Source organism: Citrobacter sp. C6_1, from assembly GCF_014596835.2.
GTDB lineage: Bacteria > Pseudomonadota > Gammaproteobacteria > Enterobacterales > Enterobacteriaceae > Citrobacter > Citrobacter pasteurii.
Genome location: NZ_CP115031.1, coordinates 4,489,909 through 4,514,151, shown reverse-complemented (window position 1 = coordinate 4,514,151; position 24,243 = coordinate 4,489,909). Strand labels below are relative to the sequence as shown.

Annotated in this window: 25 protein-coding genes; 10 read left to right on the top strand and 15 right to left on the bottom strand. The window is 53.6% G+C overall.

The features are described from left to right. The first annotated feature begins 69 nt into the window (after positions 1–69). Together fdhD and IB196_RS21575 are read left to right on the top strand one after the other, a co-directional pair. A complete protein-coding gene (fdhD, locus tag IB196_RS21580) occupies positions 70–906 on the top strand; it encodes a formate dehydrogenase accessory sulfurtransferase FdhD (protein ID WP_188232349.1) in 837 nt (278 codons plus the stop codon). A 127-nt stretch (positions 907–1,033) separates the two neighbouring features. After that, complete coding sequence (locus IB196_RS21575) at positions 1,034–1,246, top strand: DUF1471 domain-containing protein (protein WP_003825262.1); 213 nt, start codon at positions 1,034–1,036, stop codon at positions 1,244–1,246. A 56-nt stretch (positions 1,247–1,302) separates the two neighbouring features. Here the strand turns inward: IB196_RS21575 and IB196_RS21570 are convergent, their stop codons facing one another. From IB196_RS21570 to IB196_RS21545, 6 genes are all read right to left on the bottom strand, one after another. Then, a complete protein-coding gene (locus IB196_RS21570; RefSeq protein ID WP_188232350.1) occupies positions 1,303–3,048 on the bottom strand; it encodes a putative frv operon regulatory protein in 1,746 nt (581 codons plus the stop codon). Positions 3,049–3,130: 82 nt separating this feature from the next. After that, a complete protein-coding gene (locus tag IB196_RS21565) occupies positions 3,131–4,243 on the bottom strand; it encodes an aminopeptidase (RefSeq protein ID WP_188232351.1) in 1,113 nt (370 codons plus the stop codon). Further along, entirely contained in the window at positions 4,233–5,684 is a 1,452-nt protein-coding gene (locus IB196_RS21560) for a PTS fructose-like transporter subunit IIBC (protein ID WP_188232352.1), read from the bottom strand. Before IB196_RS21560 ends, IB196_RS21565 begins: the two co-directional genes overlap by 11 nt. A gap of 10 nt (positions 5,685–5,694) precedes the next feature. After that, entirely contained in the window at positions 5,695–6,141 is a 447-nt protein-coding gene (locus tag IB196_RS21555) for a PTS fructose transporter subunit IIA (protein ID WP_005121799.1), read from the bottom strand. A 182-nt stretch (positions 6,142–6,323) separates the two neighbouring features. Then, a complete protein-coding gene (locus IB196_RS21550) occupies positions 6,324–6,647 on the bottom strand; it encodes an AzlD domain-containing protein (protein WP_005121797.1) in 324 nt (107 codons plus the stop codon). Further along, positions 6,647–7,306, bottom strand: coding sequence for an AzlC family ABC transporter permease (locus tag IB196_RS21545; RefSeq protein WP_040233068.1), 660 nt, complete (start codon positions 7,304–7,306; stop codon positions 6,647–6,649). Before IB196_RS21545 ends, IB196_RS21550 begins: the two co-directional genes overlap by 1 nt. A 101-nt stretch (positions 7,307–7,407) precedes the next feature. On the opposite strand from IB196_RS21545, the gene IB196_RS21540 reads away from it, so the two are divergent. Then, complete coding sequence (locus IB196_RS21540; RefSeq protein WP_003028726.1) at positions 7,408–7,956, top strand: XRE family transcriptional regulator; 549 nt, start codon at positions 7,408–7,410, stop codon at positions 7,954–7,956. 84 nt (positions 7,957–8,040) lie between these two features. Here IB196_RS21540 and rhaM read toward each other — a convergent pair whose 3' ends face one another. From rhaM to rhaB, 5 genes are all read right to left on the bottom strand, one after another. After that, positions 8,041–8,355: an L-rhamnose mutarotase gene (gene rhaM, locus IB196_RS21535; protein ID WP_155022022.1), complete on the bottom strand. Its 315-nt coding sequence runs from the start codon at positions 8,353–8,355 to the stop codon at positions 8,041–8,043. Further along, positions 8,352–9,500, bottom strand: coding sequence for a lactaldehyde reductase (gene fucO, locus IB196_RS21530; protein WP_188232358.1), 1,149 nt, complete (start codon positions 9,498–9,500; stop codon positions 8,352–8,354). Before fucO ends, rhaM begins: the two co-directional genes overlap by 4 nt. 126 nt (positions 9,501–9,626) lie before the next feature. Continuing rightward, entirely contained in the window at positions 9,627–10,454 is an 828-nt protein-coding gene (rhaD, locus tag IB196_RS21525; RefSeq protein ID WP_005121783.1) for a rhamnulose-1-phosphate aldolase, read from the bottom strand. 143 nt (positions 10,455–10,597) lie between these two features. Then, a complete protein-coding gene (rhaA, locus tag IB196_RS21520; protein WP_188232353.1) occupies positions 10,598–11,857 on the bottom strand; it encodes an L-rhamnose isomerase in 1,260 nt (419 codons plus the stop codon). Next, on the bottom strand, positions 11,854–13,323 hold the full coding sequence (gene rhaB / locus IB196_RS21515; protein WP_155022021.1) for a rhamnulokinase: 1,470 nt from the start codon (positions 13,321–13,323) through the stop codon (positions 11,854–11,856). The genes rhaA and rhaB overlap by 4 nt, the downstream gene beginning before the upstream one ends. Positions 13,324–13,626: 303 nt before the next feature. On the opposite strand from rhaB, the gene rhaS reads away from it, so the two are divergent. Together rhaS and rhaR are read left to right on the top strand one after the other, a co-directional pair. Then, positions 13,627–14,475 carry an HTH-type transcriptional activator RhaS gene (rhaS, locus tag IB196_RS21510; RefSeq protein WP_155022020.1) on the top strand — a complete coding sequence of 283 codons (849 nt, stop codon included), beginning with the start codon at positions 13,627–13,629 and terminating at the stop codon, positions 14,473–14,475. Positions 14,476–14,606: 131 nt separating this feature from the next. Further along, entirely contained in the window at positions 14,607–15,455 is an 849-nt protein-coding gene (rhaR, locus tag IB196_RS21505) for an HTH-type transcriptional activator RhaR (RefSeq protein ID WP_005121771.1), read from the top strand. Here the strand turns inward: rhaR and rhaT are convergent. Then, entirely contained in the window at positions 15,452–16,486 is a 1,035-nt protein-coding gene (rhaT, locus tag IB196_RS21500) for an L-rhamnose/proton symporter RhaT (RefSeq protein ID WP_005121768.1), read from the bottom strand. The two genes, rhaR and rhaT, sit on opposite strands and share 4 nt — an antisense overlap. 289 nt (positions 16,487–16,775) lie before the next feature. Here rhaT and sodA point away from each other — a divergent pair, with 289 nt between their 5' ends. Together sodA and kdgT are read left to right on the top strand one after the other, a co-directional pair. Further along, a complete protein-coding gene (sodA, locus tag IB196_RS21495) occupies positions 16,776–17,396 on the top strand; it encodes a superoxide dismutase [Mn] (RefSeq protein WP_005121766.1) in 621 nt (206 codons plus the stop codon). A 236-nt stretch (positions 17,397–17,632) separates the two neighbouring features. Beyond that, complete coding sequence (kdgT, locus tag IB196_RS21490; protein WP_040233060.1) at positions 17,633–18,616, top strand: 2-keto-3-deoxygluconate transporter; 984 nt, start codon at positions 17,633–17,635, stop codon at positions 18,614–18,616. Between the two features lie 42 nt (positions 18,617–18,658). Here kdgT and IB196_RS21485 read toward each other — a convergent pair whose 3' ends face one another. Further along, complete coding sequence (locus IB196_RS21485) at positions 18,659–19,555, bottom strand: dihydrodipicolinate synthase family protein (protein WP_188232354.1); 897 nt, start codon at positions 19,553–19,555, stop codon at positions 18,659–18,661. 152 nt (positions 19,556–19,707) lie between these two features. Here IB196_RS21485 and yiiM point away from each other — a divergent pair, with 152 nt between their 5' ends. Continuing rightward, entirely contained in the window at positions 19,708–20,382 is a 675-nt protein-coding gene (gene yiiM / locus IB196_RS21480; protein WP_149692173.1) for a 6-hydroxyaminopurine reductase, read from the top strand. A 62-nt stretch (positions 20,383–20,444) separates the two neighbouring features. Here yiiM and cpxA read toward each other — a convergent pair whose 3' ends face one another. Then, the gene (cpxA, locus tag IB196_RS21475) at positions 20,445–21,818 is read right to left on the bottom strand and encodes an envelope stress sensor histidine kinase CpxA (protein ID WP_005121758.1); all 1,374 of its coding nucleotides are present in this window, start codon (positions 21,816–21,818) and stop codon (positions 20,445–20,447) included. Next, entirely contained in the window at positions 21,815–22,513 is a 699-nt protein-coding gene (cpxR, locus tag IB196_RS21470; protein ID WP_005121756.1) for an envelope stress response regulator transcription factor CpxR, read from the bottom strand. The genes cpxA and cpxR overlap by 4 nt, the downstream gene beginning before the upstream one ends. 150 nt (positions 22,514–22,663) lie before the next feature. Here cpxR and cpxP point away from each other — a divergent pair, with 150 nt between their 5' ends. Both cpxP and fieF read left to right on the top strand, forming a co-directional pair. Further along, positions 22,664–23,164 (top strand): cell-envelope stress modulator CpxP, encoded by a 501-nt coding sequence (cpxP, locus tag IB196_RS21465; RefSeq protein WP_005121753.1) that lies wholly within the window; start codon positions 22,664–22,666, stop codon positions 23,162–23,164. Positions 23,165–23,311: 147 nt separating this feature from the next. After that, positions 23,312–24,214 carry a CDF family cation-efflux transporter FieF gene (fieF, locus tag IB196_RS21460; protein ID WP_040233055.1) on the top strand — a complete coding sequence of 301 codons (903 nt, stop codon included), beginning with the start codon at positions 23,312–23,314 and terminating at the stop codon, positions 24,212–24,214. Positions 24,215–24,243: the final 29 nt, after the last annotated feature.

The window sequence follows — 24,243 nt, the reverse complement described above, 5'->3', positions numbered from 1 at the left end:
TCCGTCCAGGAGGGGTTTGTAAAGAATACCACAATGTTGGTATGTGTGTTCCAATATGGTTAAAAGAAAGTGAATAAGATTATTCGAGAAAACATCAAAAATGTGACGGCTTTGACAGGATCGCGCCAGCTGACCCTCTGGAAACGCGAGGATTTGCAACATCCTCAGCCGGATGTCGTCGCTGAAGAAGTACCGGTTGCGTTGGTTTACAACGGGATTTCGCACGTGGTGATGATGGCGTCACCGAAAGATCTTGAGCACTTTGCGATGGGCTTTTCACTTTCTGAAGGCATTATTGAGCGCCCGCAGGATATCTACGCAATGGAAGTGGTTCCTTCCTGTAACGGATTAGAAGTGCAGGTTGAGCTGTCCAGCCGTCGTTTTATGGGGTTGAAGGAGCGACGTCGTGCGCTGGCCGGTCGTACCGGTTGTGGCGTTTGCGGCGTTGAACAACTCAATGACATTGGCAAGCCAGTCCAGCCGCTGCCGTTTACCCAGACATTCGATCTGGCACATATTGATAACGCCTTAAGGCATCTCCCTGATTTCCAGCCCGTGGGGCAACTGACAGGCTGCACGCACGCGGCGGCCTGGGTACAGCCGTCAGGCCATCTGGTAGGGGGTCATGAAGATGTTGGGCGTCATGTTGCGCTGGATAAACTGTTGGGTCGACGTGCAATCGAAGGGGAAACCTGGCAACAGGGCGCGGTGTTAGTTTCCAGCCGAGCCAGCTACGAGATGGTGCAAAAGTCGGCGATGTGTGGCGTGGAGATTTTGTTTGCTGTGTCTGCCGCGACAACACTGGCGGTAGAAGTTGCCGAACGTTGCAACCTGACGCTGGTGGGCTTTTGTAAACCGGGCAGGGCGACGATTTATACACACCCCGAGCGTCTGATAGCTGAATAAAAATATTCAATTAATTTGAATAAGACTGGCAAATCCTTCCGCTTTTAGTTGTGTGATGTGAGGGCTATTATTTATCACATCAAGGCACGGTGCCTTACTCAAACAACTAAGTTAAAGGGTTTATATCATGAAAAGCATCAAAACTTTTGTCGCAGTTATCGCTCTGGCTACTTCTTTCGGTTCTTTCGCTGCTCAGACAGTTACCGCAACCGGTTCTACGCTGGAAAGCGCCGAAGCAAAAATTGCCGCTCAGGCTGAACGCGCAGGAGCCAGCGATTACAAAATTACTCAGGCATACACTGGCAACCGCGTGCATATGACCGCAGAGCTGCTGAAATAAGATACCTTAGTACTGTCGAAAGAGCGCCCTTGAGGCGCTTTTTTCGTTTCCGGCATTTACTGCCTGAGCAATGCCAGAAACGTGTCATAGCTTTTCAATCCCGCAATAGTTTCTGACGGATGGCTGCTCAATACGCTGGATAAAAAACTAAAGATTTTTAGTTCATGCCTGACTTCGGCGGCGGCACAGGTGATGAGTACATGGCTGACCGGTTCGTTATTCACCTGAAGAGGGTGCGCGAGAGTGACAAAGAAACCACGAAAGCGACGCCCCTGTTCGCTCCAGCAATGAGGGATCGCCAGGCGATTCACTATCAGGTTTTCGCCTTCATGTTCTCGGGCGCAAATGCGCAGCGCTTCGTCCTCGCTGATGTGGCTCTGTGCCACAAGCTGCCCGCAGATCCGACCAATGATGCTCTGCCAGCTTTCGTCCTTCTTATTGGCGTAATGGAAGCTACCCTGCTGTAAAAAGAATCGCTCGGGCTGCTGGCGGATAAAGGCTGTCGCGAGGAAGTGTTTGATCTGTTCGGTACCTGCAGCGGTGATAATGTTCTTGATGGTTAATGTATTTTTTATTGAGTCATCGAGTAAGTAATGGCTATTGTTGATGATTAACAATGGGGCAACTTCTTCACTGATGGCGCTGATTTCACTTGTATTTCGCGCAATGATCACCCGACAATTCAGCACATCTCGCTCAATGGCCTGTTGGTTGATGGTGGCGATAGCATTCTGGTCGGATAACAAAATGACGGGCTGCCGCTCGTTTTGATGTCGTTCCAGCGCGCAGGCGAAGTAAAGCCCGATGAGGTCGCTATCAAACAGGGGGATATCCAGTTTTTCACGCAGCAGGGCAATAAAACGCAGACTCAAATCGAAAGCAGCCGGCCAGGTAGACCTCAGGTTATGCATACTGCTCTGGCGATGTTCCGGTACCCAAACCGGGGCAGAGATGCATCTCAGCAAGTGGCCGGTAATATTATCAACCAGTTGGGTATCGATAACGTTCAACACAGCGATGCCGGGAACGCTTTTTAACAAACAGGTCACCGCATCGGCCGAGATGGTCATTGCCTGCCGTTGTCTGATTTCCAGAAGACCGTTCAGTGTTCTGAAGGCGTTCTCGCCCAGGTAAACACCACCTTGTTCCACCACATTTTTCAATGATGCATACCGACATTCCGGCCATGAGCCGGAGAGCTGATTACGCAGGGCGTAGACTGCCAGCACCAGGCTTGCCAGGTATTCTCCCGAAATGAGCGGGAATTCATTCAGTTTTGCACATGCGGCATTAAGCCTGTCAATGTTGTCTCGGGTCATACCCGGCAGTGGAATCAGGAGAGGATCTTTTTTGAGCAGATTTGCCAGCAGGATAATGCGCTTTTCTTCCGGTTCATCAATGAAATGACCGACGCCCGGGCGGCTGGCCAGGCAAAAGGCACGCTCATAGCGCTGCTTCAAACGTAGGAGGCGGTCGGCCACCCAGGTTTCGGGCAAATTAAGCGCTGAGGCCAGCTGTACCCGGGGTGTGAAGGTATTGATTAACAGAAACGCCAGCAACCGATCATCATTATCATGACGTTGCAGAAGCTGGAAAAAACTGCGCCTGTCGACGATATCCAGTTGATAGCCCGCGTTGCCGCCAGGCTGAATACGGGCCTTACCACTGAGGGTAAAGTTGAGGTAATCAATATCACGCAGGATGGTTCTGCCTGAAACGCCAGTTTGTCGCGCTAGCTCGCCCAACGGACACGGCTGTTGTTCAAGAATATCCACAATTTTTAACTGGCGTTCCGATAACATATACACTTCCTCCTTCAAGCTGCTTCTGCGTTGGCTGCATTCACTCACCCTGGTCACGTACTATTTGTACGTTCCCAGGGATTCATTCATTTGCCGCCTTGATGCAACTCGAATGAGTTTGTGTATTGTTCACCTGGCGAAAGTCGGTGAAGGATTTCACTTTCTCTGCCGTCAGCGAGGTCAACAGCTCACGCACCAGCGTAAACAGCGCGTCGTAATCTGCTGCGGAAATCATGCCGCTGTTGGCGTGGAGATAGCGAGTCGGCAGACAGAGCGCCGCCACCGGGCGACCACCACCCATCACGTTATAGCGCCCACCGTCCGTCGCCCCGGTTTTCATGGTACAGAACTGCAAAGGCGCATCGCTCTTTTTGGCACACTCTTTTAACGCGGCGACCAGTTGCTGATTGGGAAAATATCGCTTATCGAACAGCATCAGGCCAGGGCCATCGCCCAGCTTCAAGGGGTATTTAATATTGTCGATTCCTGGTACGTCGCCCGCCACCGCCGTATCCAGCACGATCACCACGTCGGGCTTGATATGCTCCGCTGAAGTTTGTGCCCCGCGCAACCCTACTTCTTCTTCCACGCTGCCCACGCCGTACAGGGTAATTTCAGGGTTATCGAGGGTTTGTAGAAGCTCTGCCATCAGGGCGCAGCCGACGCGGTTATCCAGCGCTTTACCGACGATCTTATCTTCGCCCCAGCGAGCGAAGTTGGCTTCCGGGCTACTGAAGTCACCGATCGCAATCCCGCGTTTTTCCACCTCTTCACGGCTGCTCGCGCCAATATCAATAAACATCTCGTCAAAGGTCAGCGGCTGCTGTCTCTGCTTTTCCGTTAAGGCGTGCGGAGCGACGGAGCCGATGATGCCAGGGATTTTAACGCCTTTACGGGTACGAATGGTGACCCGGTGGTTCAGCATCGACTGACTCCACCAACCGCCAATGGTGGTGAAGCGCAAAAAGCCGCTATTGTCGATATGTGTAATCATAAAGCCCACTTCATCCATGTGCCCAACGATGGCAACCTTCGGCCCACGGTTTCCTTTGCGGGCGACAAAGCTGCCGAGGCCGTCGAAGGTGATTTCATCGACGCTGGGATCCAGCGCATTAATGAGAAGTGCGCGAACGTCCTGCTCATCACCGCTGACGGCGCTGGCTTCACATAACTGCTGAAGTAACTCAATGTTCATGGGCAAGCTCCTGCTGCGCGGCTTTTGCTTTACGTCTCAGCCACAATCCTTTCAGAATGATAATTAACGAAATGTTCAGCGCCAGGCCGATAGCCAGCACCAGGTAAAATGAGCCCACTGGAGACATCAGGCCGATCAGCGGATCAAAGATACCTAAACCTGGCGCGAGGCGTTTGATTCCAAAGGCGATGACCAGCATACCGGTAATACCGCCGGAGAGCGTATTGGCGGTAATCATCGGTAGCGGCGCAGCCAATGCGTAAGGGATCGCCGGTTCGGTGGCGACGGTTGCACCCACCACAATCGTGCTACTGGCGGCGGCTTTCTCCTGTTGGGTAAACAGTTTTGGTGCGATATAGGTGGCAATGCCCGCCGCGACGGGCGGCATCAGGGCTACCACCCCGACGATGGCGTACCAGTCATAGATATGCTTTTCCAGCAGCGAGAAGCAGAAGAACCAGGCGGTTTTGTTGATTGGCCCGCCCATATCAAACGCCAGCATCGCGCCAACGAGGAAAGCCGCGCCCATTTTCATTGATGGCGGAATAGTGTTCAGGAAGTGCAGCAGGCCGCCCATGATGTCAGACATTACCGGGCCGATGACGTAGTAAGTCAGTACGCCAAACACCAGTAGGGTGATGAACGGGATCAACATGGAACCCAGCAGCGGCTGCAGCGCTTTGCCGAGCTTAACTTTGCGAAACCACAGCACGAAGTAACCGATCGCCAGCCCCAGCACTACCGCACCGAGAAACCCCGCCCCGGACTGGGTACCGAGCAGGCCTTTATCATTTGCCAGATAACAGACCAGAAATGCGGGAGCGAAAGCCGGCTTATCGGCAATCGACCATGCGATATACGCGCCCATAATTGGGATCATAAAGGTAAAACCCAGATAGCCTACCGATTCGACAATCCAGGTAAACGACGGTGCGCCTTTCGACATATCGATGTAGGGCAAACCGAACTGAACGAGCATATTGGCGATGGCGACCAGAATACCCCCGCCGATAACAAACGGCAGCGCGGCGGAAACGCCCGCCATCAGGTGACTCATCACGCTGCCCTGCTGAACCTCCTGTTTACCCAGCCTCACGCTGCTGTCGGCGGCAAACAGCTGCGAATGCGTCGGCAACTGGGTGAAAATCTGGTCGATATTTTTCAGCGCCTGGGAAATGGCAATCTCATAGACTTTTTTCCCGGCGAAACGCGCGCGATCCTCACCGCTTAATCCACGACCCGTCGCCAGAATAACGTAATCGGCGGCGGCAATATCTTCGGTTGTCAGGCGGTTTTCGACGCCGCTTGAACCCTGAGTTTCAACGTTAATGGTGTGGCCGAGTGCGCGCGCTTTTTGTTCCAGCGCTTCCGCCACCATATAAGTGTGAGCGATACCTGCCGGACAGTTGGTGATCGCCACTAAACGTAAGGATGACTCCATAGCCGCTTCCTTATGAGGTTAAGGTCTGATTGAGCAGGGCGAGCACCTGGCTGGCGTCGCCCTGTTTCAGCTGGTTGATAAAATCGTCGTGGATGATTTTGCGGCACAGGGTGCCGATAATTTTGACCTGATCATCTTCGCCGGTTTGCGGTACGCCGAGGCAGATCCAGCAGTTAACGTCTTCGCCGTCGCTGGCTTTCCAGTCCACGTTTTCTGATTTACGCGCGAACAAGACGAAAGGCTGCCTAACGCAGGGGCTTTTACCGTGAGGGACGGCGATGCCGGATCCAAAGCCAGTAGAGTGCAGCTTTTCGCGCAGCAATAGGGTTTGTAGGAAGGCGCTGCGATCGGAGACATAACCATTCTGAAACGCCATATCCGCCAGTTGCTTGAGGATGGCATAAACGCTATTCCCCTGAATATTCAGGTCAATACAGTTAGCTGTAAGGGCTGTCATGGTGGGATTCCGTTAAAAACTGTTTGATGTGATTTTAACGATGAGATGGCGAAGAGATGAGCAGCAATATGTCTGCGGGGCGTGACAATTTTAGGCAGAGTTAGCGCCTGGTTTTGTGGAGTAAAACACACAACGCCACAGGCGATTACCCTGACGAATATTTTGCCAGGGTAATGCTATTTTTAGTGCATACCAGCCATTCTTAACAACGCAGTCACCACTGCGGCGGCAACGATCACCACAATCAGCGGCAGCTTACGCCAGGCGAGAAACACCGCAAAACCCACACCGAGTACGCGCGCCATGCCGGCAAAGTGTTCGCCTTCATAAAAGGTGGTTGCCAGCGCGACGGAGAACAGTAACACCGTTGCAGCATCAGAAAGCAACGCCTGTGAACGTTCAGAAAAGGCTAAACGGCCTCCCAGTTTTGCTCCCCCTAAGCGCATTAAATATGTACCCAAAGACAATACGGCGATACCGACGATAAACAGCGTCATGTTACCCATTATTTTTTCCTCGCCAGTAAGCCAAACAGTGAGAGCAGTACCGGCAAGCCTACCGGTGCGAAAGGTACGGACGCGAGTGACAATGCGGCCCCGCTACAGGCACGGATGAGCGTGGTGCGGTTTTTAAAGGCCGGAACCACTAAGGCCAACAAAATGGCAGGGAAAACGGCATCCAGCCCAATGGTTTCAGGTGCAGGGAGCAGCTTGCCGACACCGGCACCGATCAGTGTGCCAATCGGCCAGAAAATGGCGACGCCCAGGCCGCATAACCAGTAGGCGGCTTTACGTTGTTCCGGTGTTTTTTGCGACAGGCCGAACACCACGCTTTCATCGTTCATGATATGGCAGCCGAGAAAGCCAGCGGCGCGAGTGCCGACCAGATCGCGTACCGTCACGCCAAACGGTACATGTCGGGCATTCACCAGTAACCCGGCCGCCGCTGCCGCCAACGGATTTCCGCCGCTGGCGATAATACCGATAAACATAAATTCAGAAGCCCCGGCCAGCACTGTAATCGAGAGTACAAAGGGCACCCAAATCGGGAAGCCGTAAGCCATTGCCAGCGAACCGTAGGACATGCCTACCACGCCGACGGCCAGGCACACTAAAAATATCGCTTTAATCGTGTCGCCTTTGAGGCTGGAAAAATAATGTTTCATACTGTTTTAGCCATATCGAACGAATTTCCATTATAATGAACGGAACAGGTTTGCTTTACAAGTCGAACGATTCGTTCGATATAAAAAACAAAGAGTCAAATATGACCCAACCCATCAGTATGATTGCGAAAAGTCTGGTGCGCGAACGTCAGCGTACCGGTTTGTCGTTGGCGGAGATTGCGCGCCGCGCAGGGATTGCAAAATCTACGCTTTCGCAGTTGGAAGCCGGTAATGGAAATCCTAGCCTGGAAACGCTGTGGTCACTGTGTGTGGCGCTGGATATCCCCTTTGCCCGATTACTGGAACCGCAGGAGCAAAAAACGCAGGTGATTCGCCGTGGCGAAGGGACAAAAGTGGTGGCGGAACAGGCCCATTATCAGGCGATTTTATTGGCAGCTTGCCCACCGGGCGCGCGGCGGGATATCTATTTGCTGCTGACGCAACCCGGTGCGGACCGTATTTCACAGCCACATCCACCGGGATCGGTGGAGCATATTATTGTGACGCAGGGTAAGGCGATGGTGGGATTGACGGAAGCGCCGGAGGAGTTAGGCGAGGGCGACTATATTTGTTACCCCGCTGACCAGGCGCATATCTTTAAAGCACTGGAGCCGGACACCCAGGCGATTCTGGTTTCTGAACAAAATTGAAACTGCCGGATGGCGCTATCGCTTATCCGACCTGGAAAAAATAGAACCGTAGGCCCGGTAAGCTTGCGCCACCGGGCACACGACTTACGGCAAATAAAACACTTCTTTTAGCTCTGCGCTGACCGGGCTGTTGTCCGGGTTTGCCGGCATTACATCGCGCATATGCTTCCACCAACGCTGGCAAACCTCAGTCTCGGCGACAGCATTCCAGCGCGCTTCGGACTCGATCTCAACGGTGGCGAACAGCAGATTGCGCTCCTCGTCGAGATAAATCGCATAGTGATGTGCGCCGTGGGCTTTCAGCACCGCTGCCAGTTCTGGCCAGATGGGATTGTGCCGACGTTGATACTCAACGTGCGCATCGGCATTCACCTGCATTATAAAGGCCTTGCGGATCATAACGCCTCCAGATACAGCTCGCGGACCTCGTCGCGGCTGGCGGTGCGCGGGTTGCACGGCGCACACGGATCGGCCAACGCGTTATCCAGCCAGCCCTCAATATCCTCTTTCGTCACGCCAAGTGAACTAAAGCCCGCAGGAATACCGACACGCTTGCTGAGTGCACGAATCGCGTTGATGGCCTCCATGCTGGCCGCTTCATCGCTCATACCGTGCGTATCGACGCCCATTGCCTGCGCCACGCGGGCAAAGCGTGCCACGGCGTTGGGGCGATTAAAGTTTTCGATTACCGGCAGCAGGATGGCGTTGCAGACGCCGTGCGGCAGGTTGTGCGTTGCGCCCGGCTGGTGTGCCAGCGCATGCACCAGACCCAGGCCAGCGCTATTGAATGCCATACCCGCCAGATACTGACCAAACGCCATTTGCTCACGGGCGTCGAGGTTATGACCCTCATCGACCGCTTTCGGTAGCCATAGGTTGATCAGACGAATCGCTTCTAACGCGTTGGCATCGGTCAATGGATGTGCGCCGACGGAGACATAGGCTTCAATGGCGTGGGTCAGGGCGTCCATGCCGGTTGCAGCGGTGACGGAAGCCGGGATGTCCAGCATGACGCTGGCGTCATCCACGGCGATATCCGGGATGATATTCGGGTCGATGATCACCTCTTTAACCTTGCGGGCTGAGTCGATAATGACCGCATTACTGGTCATCTCTGCTGCCGTTCCGGCGGTGGTATTGATGGCGACCAGCGGTACGCCCGCATTTTTCACTTTTCCCACGCCGGAGTAAGCAGTGGAAGGGCCTGGGTTGGCGGTCAGGATCTTCACCGCTTTGGCGGTATCGATCGGGCTGCCGCCGCCGAAAGCGATGATGTAATCACACTCTGCGTCCTGGTACGCCGCAAAGCCTTTCTGCACCAGCGCTTCCGTCGGGTTTGGAAACACCTCATCAAACAGGTGGTAAGACATCTGATGTTCATCCAGCGCGGCAAACAGGCTATCCAACAGGCCCAGCTTTACCAGTTGACCATCGGTGACGATCAGCGCTTTGCCCCATTGCTTATTCGCCACGAGGTTCACCATATCGGCAATCGCGCCGGCGCCATGCAGGCTAATTTTTGGCAGTGCCAACATAAAGCTCATCATTATTCTCCTTAAAAAAATTCCCTGGTGCCCGATGGCGCTACGCTTATCGGGCCTACGGTGAAATGCGCACCGTCATGTAGGCCGGATAAGGCGAAGCCGCATCCGACGTTGAGTGGGGAGGTATCAGTACAGCTCTATGGCGCTTGCCAGCGGCGTCACGCCGAAGCGTTTGCCAAGTGCTACCAGCTCTTCACGCGTAATGGTCTGCTTCATACCGCCCATCGAGTAAATCTTGACCAGAACCTCAGCGGATTTCTCTGCGGTATCGATCAAACCGAACGCTTCGTCGAGGGTGGGGCCACTGCCGAACACGCCGTGGAATGGCCACAGTACCAGCGAATGTTTCTGCATTTCTTCTGCGGTGGCCTGACCGATTTCATCCGTACCAGGCACCATCCACGGCAGAATACCGACGCCATCCGGGAACACCACCAGACACTCGGTGCTGCCTTCCCACAGCTTACGGGTCATCAGCGCGGTATTGTTTTCCAGTACGTAGGTCAGGGCGATCAGGTTGGTGGCATGGCAGTGCATGATCACGCGGTCTTTGCCATTGGTGGCTTTAATGCGCTCGCAGTGGGAAAGGAAGTGCGCGGGCAGTTCGGAGGTCGGCACGGCTTCATGGGTCAGCCCCCACAGAATGTGGTAACCCGCGCCATCGCTGTCGATTTTCACCACGCCCAAATTGGCTGCCGGATCGAGCTGGACGTTGCGGAAAAATTTCCCCGAACCGGTGACGATAAACGGCGTATTCGCCAGCAGCGGCATCGGCTGGCTCAGCGCGATATAGCGCGGTTTTTCGTGGAAATCGGCGCTAAATGGCGCAATATCTGCCTCATCCAGGCGCAGTGTCAGGTTGCCGCCGTTGCGTTCGTCCCAGCCTTTCAGCCAGGCATCGGAAGTGGCTTTAATCATCCCCTGGACGAACCAGGAAGTGGTCATGTTTTGCATGTTCGGTGTTCCCATTTATTGCCCGAACGTTATCGGGTCTTACGTAGGCCGGATAAGCGAAACGCCATCCGGCAATCGTGTTTTATTCATTGCCGGATGGCGACGCGGGGCGTTTTATCCGGCCTACAGGTCAGGCGATGCGGTTAGCTACGTTTGCTCAAAATCTCTTTTTCATAAGTGCGCACGCTGTCCAGCCACTGGCTGCCCGCTGGCGTGTCGTGACGCTGGCAATACATCTCCCAGACGGCCTGCCACGGCAGCGATTTTTGCTCTTCCAGCAGAGCCAGACGTGCGGTGTAGTCGCCGCTGGCTTCGAGCTGACGCAATTGCCCGGTCGGTTCTAACAGCGCGCGCAGCAGGGCTTTTTTCATATTGCGGGTGCCGATCACCCACGCGGCGATGCGGTTAATGGAGGCGTCGAAGAAGTCGAGGCCGATGTGTACGCGGTCAAACAGGTTGTGGCGCACGATCTCGCTGGCAATCGCCTGTGTTTCATCATCCAGCAGCACCACGTGATCGCTGTCCCAACGCACCGGACGGCTGACGTGCAGCAGCAGGCGCGGCACGTACAGCATGGCGGCGGAGATTTTGTCGGAGATCACTTCTGTTGGGTGGAAGTGACCTGCATCCAGGCACAGCGCGGTCTGGCGGCTGGTGGCGTAACCCATATAGAATTCGTTGGAGCCGACGGTATAGCTTTCTGCGCCAATACCAAACAGTTTGCTCTCGACGGCATCGATGTGGTGCGCCGGGTCGAATTTCTCGCTGATCACTTCGTCCAGCGCGTCCAGCAGGCGTTGGCGCGGTGCTAAACGATCAACAGTGATGTCTTTCATGCCATCCGGGATCCAGATGTTCATCACTGATGGCGTACCCAACTGCTCGCCAAAATACGCCGAGACGCGACGGCTGGCTTTGCAGTGGTCAATCCAGAACTGGCGAATGGTGTCATCGGCGTGGGCCAGCGTGAAACCGTCGGCGCTCAGCGGGTGTGAGAAGCAGGATGGGTTGAAATCCAGTCCTAACTGGTTCGCTTTCGCCCACTCCACCCAGTTTTTAAAGTGTTCAGGTTTGATTTGGTCGCGGGCAACTGGCGTATCAGACTCCAGATAGATCGCATGCAAATTCAGACGTTTTGGACCCGGGATCAGGCTCAGCGCCTGCTCCAGATCGTCCCGCAGTTCGCTGGCGTTACGCGCTTTGCCCGGATAGTTGCCGGTAGCCTGAATACCACCCGTGAGCGAACCTTCCGGGTTTTCGAATCCGGCGACGTCGTCGCCCTGCCAGCAGTGCATGGAGACCGGCAGACGATCGAGCTGGCGCAAGGCTGCCTCGACATCAATACCTACCGCGGCGAAACGCAGTTTTGCCAGTTCCCAGGCTTGTTCAAGTTGAGTGGTCATGCGCAAAGCTCCTTTGTCTGTCGTAATGGTTGAAACTGCGCTTTGTGGCGGGCAATTTCACTTTCAGGATTGGGAATGAAGGTGGTCAGGTCGTAGTTAGCGCGTACCACCTGACGGAAATCATCGACGTTGTTAAGCTCGTCCAGCGTCATCAACTGGACGCCAATATTGCCGAGCGTGGAGGCCTCAATAGGCCCGGATATGACACGAATACCGCAGGCATCCGCGCAAAGTTGGTTGAGTAATGCGTTCTGGCACCCACCACCCACGATGTGCAGTTGGTGAAATACTTCGCCGCGAAGCTCAGCCAGTTCCTGCAGGATATCGGCGTACAGCAATGCCAGGCTGTCGAAGATACAGCGCGCCAGTTCGGCGTTTTGCTGGGGAACGGGCTGGCCTGATTCACGACAGGCCGCCTGAATTTCCGCACTCATATCGTCGGGATTAATAAAGCGATCGTCGTTGGGGTTTATCAGGAACTGACAGGCCGGCAGCGCTTGCGTTTGGGCGATAAGCGCTGGCAGGTCGGTTATCTGTCGCTCTTTTAAAACGCGCTGAAGTAGCCACAGCCCCATGATGTTTTTCAGCACGCGGTAGCGCCCTTCCGCGCCCCCTTCGTTGGTGATGTTCGCCGCCAGCGCCGCATCGTTGGTATACGGTGTTCTGCTTTCGAAGCCCATCAGCGACCAGGTACCGGAAGAGAGATAGGCACTATTTTTATCGGCCAGCGGAGAAGCAATGACCGCGCTGGCCGTGTCGTGACTGGCGACGGCAACCACCGGAATTTGATTTTTCTGCGGGCAAATCCAGTGGCCAATTACGTTCCCCGGATGCGTGGGGCGGCCAAACCACGTTGTGTCGGCACCGCTCCAGGCCAGCAGGGTTTCGTCCCAGTCGTCGGTGTTGATATTGACTAACTGGGTGGTGGTGGCGTTGGTATATTCCCAGTTCATTTCTCCGGTCAGGCGATAGCTGAAGTAATCTGGGATCAGCAGGGCATGCGCCACCTGGGGGAGCAGTTCCGGTTGCTGCTCGACCAGCGCGCGGAGCTGATACAGGGTATTAAAGGGTAGAAACTGAATGCCGCTACGGCGATAGATTTCACTTTTACCTGGCTGCGTCATGGCTCGTGACATAATGCCGTTCGTGCGGCTATCGCGATAAGAGACTGGCAACCCAACACGCTGACCGTTTTTACCGATCAGGACATAATCCACACCCCAGGTATCAATGCCGATGCTGTCGATCCGAATGCCTTGATCGCAGACTTTCTGCAGACCGAGGCGAATGTCGTTTTCCAGGCTGTCGATGTCCCAGGTGTCAAAACCGTCTGTTTTTTGCAGGCAGTTAACAAAGCGGTGGATTTCACGCAGTGTCAGGGTACGGTGTTCACTGTCGTAACGCGCCAACATTACGCGTCCACTGGATGCACCGAGATCAACAGCGACACAATGGCGAAGAGTCATAGCGAGGTCCTTCTGAGTTTCATTGCACTCAGTCTAAGAACCCGTGAAATGGCGTACCTTCTTGTTAGTGACAGCGACAATACGCGGCTGGCAGCATGGCAAAGGTGAACGTGATAGCGTTCACAGTTTCTACTAATAGGGACGATTTCACCTGATGTGACCCCTTCCGCAATTCCCGATCTTTCCTGCTATTTCTTGAAGAATTGACCGTGTTTACGCACTTTGGCGTCAAAAATTTAAGGTGAGGGTGATAACCCTTAATTACTATTCAGCCATGTCCATTTGATCGGGGGGGATGTCATCATGACCGTATTGCATTGCGTGGATTTTTTTCCGACAGGTAAAGCGCCCGTGGCGATTGAGCCCCGGCTTCCTCAGCCTGCTTTTCCAGAGCATCATCATGATTTTCATGAAATTGTAGTGGTTGAACATGGTACGGGAATTCATGTGTTCAATGGACAGCCTTATACCATTGGCGGGGGAACGGTGTGTTTTGTCCGCGATCATGACAGACACTTATATGAACATACTGACAACCTGTGTCTGACCAATATTCTGTATCGTTCCCCGGATGCATTTCAGTTTTTGGCCGGGCTGAATCAGTTGTTACCCCAGGAGTTGAATGGGCAATATCTGTCACACTGGCGGGTGAATCAGAGCGTGTTGCAGCAGGTTCGGCATCTGGTGGGGCAAATGGAAAATCTTGGAGAGGCAATGGATACGCCAACAGCGGCAAACCGTGAGATCTTGTTCATGCAGTTGTTGGTGCTGTTGCGTAAAAGCAGCCTGATGGAAGCGGCAACAGATAATGATGCGCGGCTGAACCAACTACTGGCATGGCTGGAGGACAATTTTGCCGATGAAGTGTGCTGGGAAGCCATAGCCGAGCAGTTTTCGCTCTCTTTACGTACTTTGCACCGCCAGCTTAAACAACAGACCGGGCTGACGCCACAGCGCTATCTCAACCGCCTACGGCTTATCAAAGCCCGCCATTTGCTACGTCACAGTGATGACAGCGTGACGGACATCGCTTATCGCTGCGGGTTTGGTGACAGTAACCATTTTTCGACGCTGTTTCGCCGGGAGTTTAACTGGTCGCCGCGCGATATCCGACAGGGACGCGATGTCATTACTGGAAGCAGCCTCCAGTAACGCGAAAGCTATCAACGTTTTTTACCGCCGAATCTCAGATAATCTTGTTCCTTAACGCCGGATGGCGGCTACGCCTTATCCGGCCTACAGATTACGTGACACGTAGCCGCTATCCGGCAGGGAATATTGTGATGGCGAATCAGCTAATCCTTTTGAAATCAGACTTTTTTGCGCATGAGCAGCAGGCTGTCGCCGTGGCCGATCGTTATCCGCAGGATGTCTTCGCTGAGCATACTCACGAGTTTTGCGAGCTGGTGCTGGTCTGGCGCGGCAATGGCCTGCATGTTCTCAACGATCGCCCGTACCGGATAACCCGTGGCGATCTGTTTTATATCCGTGCCGAAGACAAACACTCCTACACCTCAGTTAACGATCTCGTCCTGCAAAATATCATTTACTGCCCGGAACGGCTGACGCTGAATGTCGGCTGGGAAAGCGCGATCCCAGGATTTAACGGCTCGCCGCGACAGCCCCACTGGCGGCTTGGTAGCGCGGGTATGTCCCAGGCCCGGCAGATAATTAGTCAGCTTGAGCATGAGAGTAATCAGCGTGACCCGCTGGCTTTTGAAATGGCCGAGTTGCTGTTTGGGCAACTGGTGACTCATTTCAAACGGCACCGCTATGCCACGGATACGCTTCCATCGACATCAAGTGAAACGTTGTTGGATAAGCTGATTACCGCGTTGGCCGGGAGTCATGAACATGCCTTTGCGCTGGATAAATTCTGTGAGCAGGAACAGTGCAGTGAGCGAGTTTTGCGTCAGCAGTTTCGCAGCCAGACCGGGATGACCATCAACCAGTATCTCCGCCAGGTACGGGTTTGCCATGCTCAGTATCTGCTCAAACACAGTAGGCTGATGATCAGTGAAATTTCTATGCGCTGCGGCTTTGAAGACAGTAATTACTTTTCGGTGGTATTCACGCGAGAAACCGGGATGACGCCGAGCCAGTGGCGTCATCTCAGCAGCCCGCATGATTAACTGGCCATCCCCAGACCAACAATATTTGCCGCGAGAATAATGACCACGCAGCCGAGGCTCAGTACGCTGATCGGACGGCGGCCCGCGTTTTTCCACTCTTTCAGCACCAGACCAACAATACCGCCACACAGGACATAGAAGCTCATGTGCAGCATCCAACTGACATAATCATACTGCGCCGGAATGCGAGCGTGGCCCCAGGCGTAGAAGAAAAATTGCAGATACCACATCAGGCCACCGAGCGCGGACAGTAGCACGTTGGTAATGATCAGCGGTTTGGCTAACGAGAAGTCGGCTTTTATCGAAAGATCTTTCACTTTTGCCAGACGAATAAAACAGAAGCCCAGGTTGACTAACGCGCCGCCGCCCATGATGACGACATAGCTTGGTAGCGCGACATACAGCGGATCAACGCCCAGCGCGGCGGCGGCATCGTGCATGGGTTTCGCCGCGTTCATCGCAAAGGACATCCCGGCAGAGAAAATGCCGCACATTACCGCCAGCACCAGCCCCTTCTTCAGGTTGAACTCTTCTGCTTTGATGCCCATTTTACGTTCTTTCAACTGTCCTGCGCGGGTCACAATGCCCACGCCGATCAGCGCGACCAATACGCCCAGTAGCGTCATGCGCCCGCCATCGGTGTTGATCAGCACATCAAAGTTACCGTTGATGATAGGGGTCATCAGCGTGCCGACAATCAGGGTAATACCAATCGCAATACCAATCCCCATCGACATGCCGAGATAGCGCATGGTCAGGCCATAGTTGATATTACCGATCCCCCACATCGCGCCAAACAGGAATACCGGTGCCAGCGTGGAGAGGCTGAAAGAACTGAAGTAGGCCCAGAAGTTGGGAAGCAACATGGCGCTGATGGTCCATGGCAGGATAAGCCAGGAGACGATCCCGCCAACCGACCACATCGTTTCCCATGACCAATGTTTGACTTGTTTGAACGGGGCATAGAAACAGGCTGCACTGGCTGCACCTATCAAATGCCAAAGAATACCCATCGTAATCGCGTTACTCATGACTGAATCCTCGTTATTTTTTATCGTCGGTCATAACCCCTCCGACACAACGAGTTTAAAAATTACGCAGATTATTAACCTTTTGACGATTGCCGCCTTTGTCCTCTTGTTGGCAATCATCACGTTAACTGGGTGATTTGGCTCACATCTTCAGCAATGGTGATGAATAATTAAAACCATGTAAAAAGTACGGCATTGATAATCATTTTCAATATCATTTAATTAACTATAATGACCCAACTGCTTACGCGGCGTTAACACTGGCCGCCCGACAATACTGGAGATGATTATGAGTTATACACTGCCATCCCTGCCGTACGCTTATGATGCCCTTGAACCGCACTTCGATAAGCAGACGATGGAAATCCACCACACCAAACACCACCAGGCTTACGTAAATAACGCTAATGCTGCGCTGGAAAGCCTGCCTGAATTCGCGAGCCTGTCCGCTGAAGAACTGATCACCAAACTGGATCAGCTGCCTGCGGATAAGAAAACCGTTCTGCGTAACAACGCGGGCGGTCACGCTAACCACAGCCTGTTCTGGAAAGGCCTGAAAACCGGTACCACGTTGCAGGGCGACCTGAAAGCGGCTATCGAACGTGACTTCGGTTCTGTTGACAACTTCAAAGCTGAATTTGAAAAAGCAGCAGCAACTCGTTTCGGTTCCGGCTGGGCGTGGCTGGTGCTGAAAGGTGACAAACTGGCTGTTGTTTCCACTGCTAACCAGGATTCCCCGCTGATGGGTGAAGCAATCTCTGGCGCTTCCGGCTTCCCGATCGTGGGTCTGGACGTTTGGGAACACGCTTACTACCTGAAATTCCAGAACCGTCGCCCGGACTACATCAAGGCGTTCTGGGACGTAGTGAACTGGGACGAAGCTGCTGCACGTTTCGCTGCAAAAAAATAAGTTCGACGCGTTAACTAAGCCCCTGCAAGCGATGCTTGTGGGGGTTTTTTTGTGATCAAAATCAATATAAAAACAATGATCCATTTAAATTGAAACAAGGTTTTATTATGTGGGTGAGATCACTTTTATAGTCTCTACGAATGTCTATCTTCTTTTCATCAAGACGGGCGCATCTCAAAAGCAAGATGCAGTCGCCCATAAAAATTGCCCCATTTTTATGTCTACAGGTGATGGAAATGCAGATCAAACGTACGATAGAGAAAATCCCAGGCGGTATGATGCTGGTGCCGCTGTTTCTGGGCGCGTTGTGTCACACCTTTTCCCCCGGCGCCGGGAAATACTTCGGCTCATTTACCAACGGTATGATCACCGGTACGGTGCCGATTCTGGCAGTCTGGTTCTTTTGCATGGGAGCGTCGATTAAGCTGAGCGCTACCGGAACCGTACTGCGTAAATCCGGCACGTTAGTGATAACTAAGATCCTGGTGGCGTGGGTGGTTGCGGCGATTGCATCGCGCATTCTGCCTGAACATGGCGTGGAAGTCGGGTTCTTCGCCGGGTTGTCTACGCTGGCGCTGGTGGCGGCCATGGATATGACTAACGGCGGGCTGTATGCCTCGATTATGCAGCAGTACGGCACCAAAGAAGAGGCCGGGGCGTTTGTCCTGATGTCGCTGGAGTCAGGTCCGCTGATGACCATGGTGATTCTGGGAACTGCCGGGATCGCGTCGTTTGAACCGCACGTATTTGTTGGTGCAGTATTGCCGTTCCTGATTGGCTTTGCGCTGGGGAATCTGGACCCTGAACTGCGGGAATTCTTCAGTAAGGCCGTGCAGACGCTGATCCCTTTCTTCGCCTTCGCATTAGGTAACACCATTGATTTGAGCGTGATTGCACAGACCGGCGTACTGGGTATTCTGCTGGGCGTGGCGGTGATTATCATCACCGGTATCCCGCTGATTATTGCCGATAAACTGATTGGCGGCGGCGATGGTACGGCAGGAATTGCAGCTTCCAGCTCTGCGGGGGCGGCGGTCGCCACACCGGTGCTGATTGCGGAAATGGTTCCGGCGTTTAAACCCATGGCACCGGCGGCAACCTCTCTGGTGGCGACGTCAGTGATTGTAACCTCCATCCTCGTGCCGATTATCACGTCCATCTGGTCGAAAAGAGTCAAAGCCAGAGCGGCGGCAATCGATATGCGCAACGCGGTGAAGTAACGTGATTAAGCCGGATGGTTTGTACCATCCGGCTTAACCGTTTTAACCCTTGATTACAAACACCTCATCAATTGTTCGACACTCACTTTCATTCAGCTCCCCGCCTGCATTACGCGAAACCCCGGTGCAATAGCCAAACTTACGCGATACCACGGTTTTGATGGTGGTGACGAAATCCTCACCGATGGCGTAGATGGACATGTAGGTGCCAATCTGGTCCTGAATATCGCGAAGTGCAGCCAGATCCCCCTGCTTAAATGCTTCTCGTGCGCTGACAAACAGCGCCGGCATGACGTTGTTTAATCCTGAAATAATCCCCGCGCCACCTGCCAGCAGGTTAGGAATATAGTATTCGTCATAACCCGACAGCACCGCAAAATCTTCGCGCACGGCACGTGTGGTCTGGATCATGCTGCGGGTGTGGGACTGGCAGTCCACGGTATCTTTAATGCCAGCAAAGTTCGGGAATTCAGCTGCCAGCGTGGCAACCAGTTCAGGCGTTAAATCACAACCGGTTCGCGCCGGGAAGTTATAGGCAAACCATTTGCCGCTGAGTTTCTGCCCCAATTGACGGAAGTAGCTCAGGAGCTGTTTCGCCGTTTGCCCGTAATAGTAAGGTGGTAGGATCATCACGGCATCGTAACCGGCGCGATACGCTTCCTGTGCCATCAACAGCACATCGTTCTGGCAAGTGGATGAGACGTTGGCGACCATCTTCAGCGAGCTCATGGCACGGGCTTCACGGATCAGCAACAGCCTTTCTTCGAGCGTAAAGGAGGCAAATTCCCCGATGCTGCCCATCAGCAAAATTACGTCGATTTTGGCCTCGGTAAGGCGTTTGAGATGCTGGCTCAGACCGTTAAGATCGATCTTGCCGTCATTGTCCATTGGCGTAATGGAAGGACACCAGACGCCAGCAAATTGCGATTGACCAGTCACGTTGTCGACTCCTTAATTGAAATGATGTTTCAAAACCAGCTTACATTGATAGCATGTGTCCCTAAGTTTCATGTGAACCGTGCTCTCATTTTGAGCGACTGGGGTAAAATAAATATGGTGTAATGGGAGAAATTTATCGGGAGAGGGAACAGATGCGATATCCGGTCGATGTTTTTACAGGCAAGATTCGGGACTACACGGGAAGCCGTCCCAGCGCGATTGCTAAAGTTCAGGTTGATGGCGAGCTGATGCTGACCGATCTGGGGCTCACGGGTGATGAACAGGCGGAGACTAAAATTCACGGCGGGCCGGATCGTGCGTTGTGCCACTATCCGCGTGAACACTATCAGCACTGGATACAAGAATTCCCCGAACAGGCGGAGTTATTTGTCGCCCCCGCCTTTGGGGAGAACCTCTCAACGCTTGGGCTGACAGAAGAGAATGTCTATATTGGCGATATTTTCCAGTGGGGCGAGGCGTTGATTCAGGTCACGCAGCCGCGCTCGCCGTGCTTTAAGCTAAATTTCCATTTTGGCATCAGCGATATGGCCAGCCAGATGCAGGATGCGGGCAAGACGGGTTGGCTGTGCAGCGTCATTGCTCCCGGGCTGGTATCGGCGGACGCGCCGTTGATCCTGGCGTCACGCGTGAGCGATGTCAGTGTGCAGGAGGCGATTGCCATTGCCTGGCATATGCCGTTTGATGACGACCAGTATCACCGTTTGCTGTCGGCTGCGGGGCTATCGAAAAGCTGGACCAGAACGATGCAGAAGCGCCGTTTAAGCGGCAAAATCGAGGACAATTCCCGCCGTTTGTGGGGGAAATAATTCTTCCAGTCCGTGGAGGCCGGATGAGGCATTTACGCCGCCATCCGGCACCACAGAGAGACTCAGGAACGCTTATACAGCGGCAACCAAATTACCAGCCGTAAACCACCCAGCGGGCTGTCTTCGGCCTTCACCCAGCCGCGATGCTGCTGGATTGCGGTTTCCACAATAGCCAGACCCAGACCCGTTCCGCCAGACTCGCGATCGCGGGCCTCATCGGTACGATAGAACGGACGGAAAATCTGTTCTCTGTCTTCAGGGCTAACTCCTGGGCCGTCGTCGTCCACGGTGATGGTAATCCCGTCGATATCCACCGAGAAGCCCACTTCGATCTTCGTATGTGAATAGCGCAGGGCATTGCGCACAATGTTTTCCAATGCGCTTTCCAGTGCGTTCGGGTTGCCATACAGCGGCCACGGACCCGGCGGGAAATTCACTGTCAGCGATTTACCCATCTGCTCGGCTTCAAAGGCGGCGTTATCCAGTACTTCGCCCCACAGCTGATTGGCTTTCACCGTTTCACTGACCAGCGCGTTCTTCTGCTGATTACGCGACATCACCAGCAGGTCGTTGATCATGCTGTCCAGCCGATGTGCTTCAGTTTCAATCCGCTCCAGCTCTTTGCTCTCACCGCTACGACGGCGCAGCAGCGCAGTCCCCAGTTGCAAACGTGTGAGTGGCGTTCTCAACTCGTGAGAGATGTCCGACAGCAGGCGTTGCTGCGTGGTCATCATGCGTTCCAGCGCGGTCACCATCTGGTTAAAACTGGCACCTGCTGCCAGAAATTCCTGCGGGCCGGCTTCCAGTTCCGGATGCTGACGCAGGTTACCCTGTGCCACCTCATCTGCCGCATTTTTCAACTTACGCGCCGGTTTCGCCAGGCTCCATGCCAGCCAAAGCAGCAGCGGCGAGCTGACGAGCATGGTGACGATCAGTAACAACAGCGGTCGGTCGAACAGCAGGTTGATAAAGTCAGATTGTGAGCTGCTGGCAGGTCGAATGAGATACAGCTGGTAGTTATCTTCACCGTCTCTGACGGAGAAGGGCCCGACCATCTCAACGCGACCATATTTTTTCTTTTGCGGATGGTCGGCGTTATCGGCCTGACCAATAAAGTTACGAATGATCTGCATTTCGTTGCGTTCTGCACCGATCACACGTCCTTCTGTAGTAACAAGCAATAACCGCTGCCCTGGCGGCGCCCACTTGTCTATTGCCCGAAACAAGCGACGCCACCACATCAAATCGTTGGGTGGATCGTTCGCCAGTTCAGCTTCAACGTGTTGCTCAATCATCAACCCCTGGCGCTGCTCGCTGTCCAGTAGCTCGGTCATCTGGCGTGAGTCGAGCTTGGGTAACATCAGCACCAACATCAACACCAGTGCCAGCGTCAACCAGAAGATGGCAAAGATGCGTGCGGTTAAGCTCCCTATCATGAAGCGGAGACCATCAGGTAGCCGCGACCACGCAGAGTTTTAAACCACGGGTGTCCGTCTTTACGCTCTGGCAGCTTACGACGCAGGTTCGAGATATGCATGTCGATCGCGCGGTCAAACGGCGTCAGGCGTTTGCCCAGCACTTCCTGACTCAGGTGTTCACGAGAAACGACCTGGCCGAGATGCTGTGCCAGTAAATAAAGCAGGGTGAATTCGGTGCCGGTTAACTCCAGGGTTTGCCCATCAAAACTGGCTTCCTGGCGACCCGGATTCAGGCTTAACGCATCCACTTCCAGCGTCGGTGAACCGTTGTCGCTGTTCTGCTGTTGTTCACTCCAGTGCGAGCGACGCAGAATAGCGCGGATGCGCGCGACCAGTTCACGGTCGTTAAAGGGTTTGGGCAAATAGTCGTCCGCGCCCAGCTCAAGGCCGAGTACGCGATCCAATTCGCTGCCGCGAGCGGTCAGCATGATTACGGGCGTCTGGTGTGTCTGACGAAGCGCTTTCAGTGTATCGATGCCGTTTTTTTTCGGCATCATGACGTCGAGCAAAAGTAAATCGATGCTGTCATCCAGAAGCTCAAGTGCCTGCTCCCCATCATGGGCAACCAGCACATCGAAACCTTCCATTTCGAGCAACTCCTTTAACAGGGAAGTCAGCTCTCGGTCATCATCAACTAACAGGATTTTATTCATTGTTTACGTACCTCCGAGGCAGAAATTACGTCATCAGGCGTCGCTAATCTATGACTTTACGTTGTTTTACACCCCCTGACGCATGTTTGCAGCCCGAATCGTAAACTGTCTCTCGTTGAATCGCGACAGAAAAGATTTTGGGAGCAAGTGATGGGCAAAGTTACCGCTGCCGTCATGGCCTCAACGCTGGCACTTAGTACTTTAAGCCATGCAGCTGAAGTCGTCACAGGCGATCACTGGCACCTCGGTGAAGGCTCATCGCAGCGCAGCGTACAGAGCCACATGTTTGACGGTATCAGTTTAACCGAACATCAACGTCAACAGATGCGAGATTTAATGCAGCAGGCAAGACACGAACAGCCTCCTGTTAATGTTAGCGAAATGGAGACAATGCATCGTCTTGTCACCGCAGAGAAATTTGATGAAAGCGCTGTGCGCGCTCAGGCAGAAAAAATGGCACAAGAACAGGTTGCCCGCCAGGTTGAAATAGCCAGGGTCCGCAACCAGATGTATCGCCTGTTAACGCCCGAGCAGCAAGCGGTTTTAAATGAGAAACATGAACAACGAATGGAGCAACTGCGCGACGTAGCGCACTGGAAACAAAGCTCATCGTTAAATTTATTGAGTAGTAGCAACTCACGTTCCCAGTAGTAACCCTGTTTTCCTTGCCATAGACACCATCCCTGTCTTCCCCCACATGATGTGGGGGTTTTTTTTGCCCCAAATTTGTCACTCGGTAATTGCCTGACTGTTTTACTTCATCCGTTATACTAGCGGCATATCCTGGCAGGAGTGTTTATGAATCAAACCTATGGGCGGCTGGTTAGCCGGGCGGCAATCGCGGCTACCGTGATGGCATCGCTGTTACTTTTGATCAAAATTTTTGCGTGGTGGTACACCGGATCGGTCAGTATTCTGGCTGCACTGGTGGATTCTCTGGTGGACATCGCGGCGTCGTTAACCAACCTGTTGGTGGTGCGCTATTCGTTGCAACCGGCCGATGATGAACATACGTTCGGACACGGAAAAGCGGAATCACTGGCGGCGCTGGCGCAAAGCATGTTTATTTCCGGTTCGGCGTTGTTTTTATTCCTGACCGGGATTCAGCATCTCATCCAGCCGACGCCGATGAAAGATCCTGGCGTTGGGGTGGTGGTCACCATCATTGCGTTAGTGTGTACAATTATTCTGGTCACGTTTCAGCGCTGGGTGGTTAAACGTACGCAAAGTCAGGCTGTACGGGCAGATATGCTTCATTATCAGTCTGATGTTATGATGAACGGTGCGATTCTCGTGGCGCTTGGACTGGCCTGGTATGGTTGGCATCGTGCGGATGCCTTGTTTGCGCTCGGGATTGGCATCTATATTTTATATAGTGCATTACGCATGGGGTATGAGGCAGTGCAATCCTTGTTGGATCGCGCTTTACCCGATGAAGAACGTCAGGAAATTATTGATATAGTGACGTCATGGCCAGGGGTCAGCGGCGCTCACGATCTTCGCACGCGGCAGTCAGGGCCGACCCGCTTTATTCAGATTCATTTGGAAATGGAAGATAATCTGCCGCTCGTTCAGGCGCATATAGTGGCTGAACAGGTTGAGCAGGCAATTTTACGACGTTTCCCGGGATCGGATGTGATTATTCACCAGGATCCCTGTTCAGTCGTACCCAAGGAAGGCAAGATGTTTGAGCTTTCATAATTCATTGTAAAAAAGTGAGCCGGGCCAGC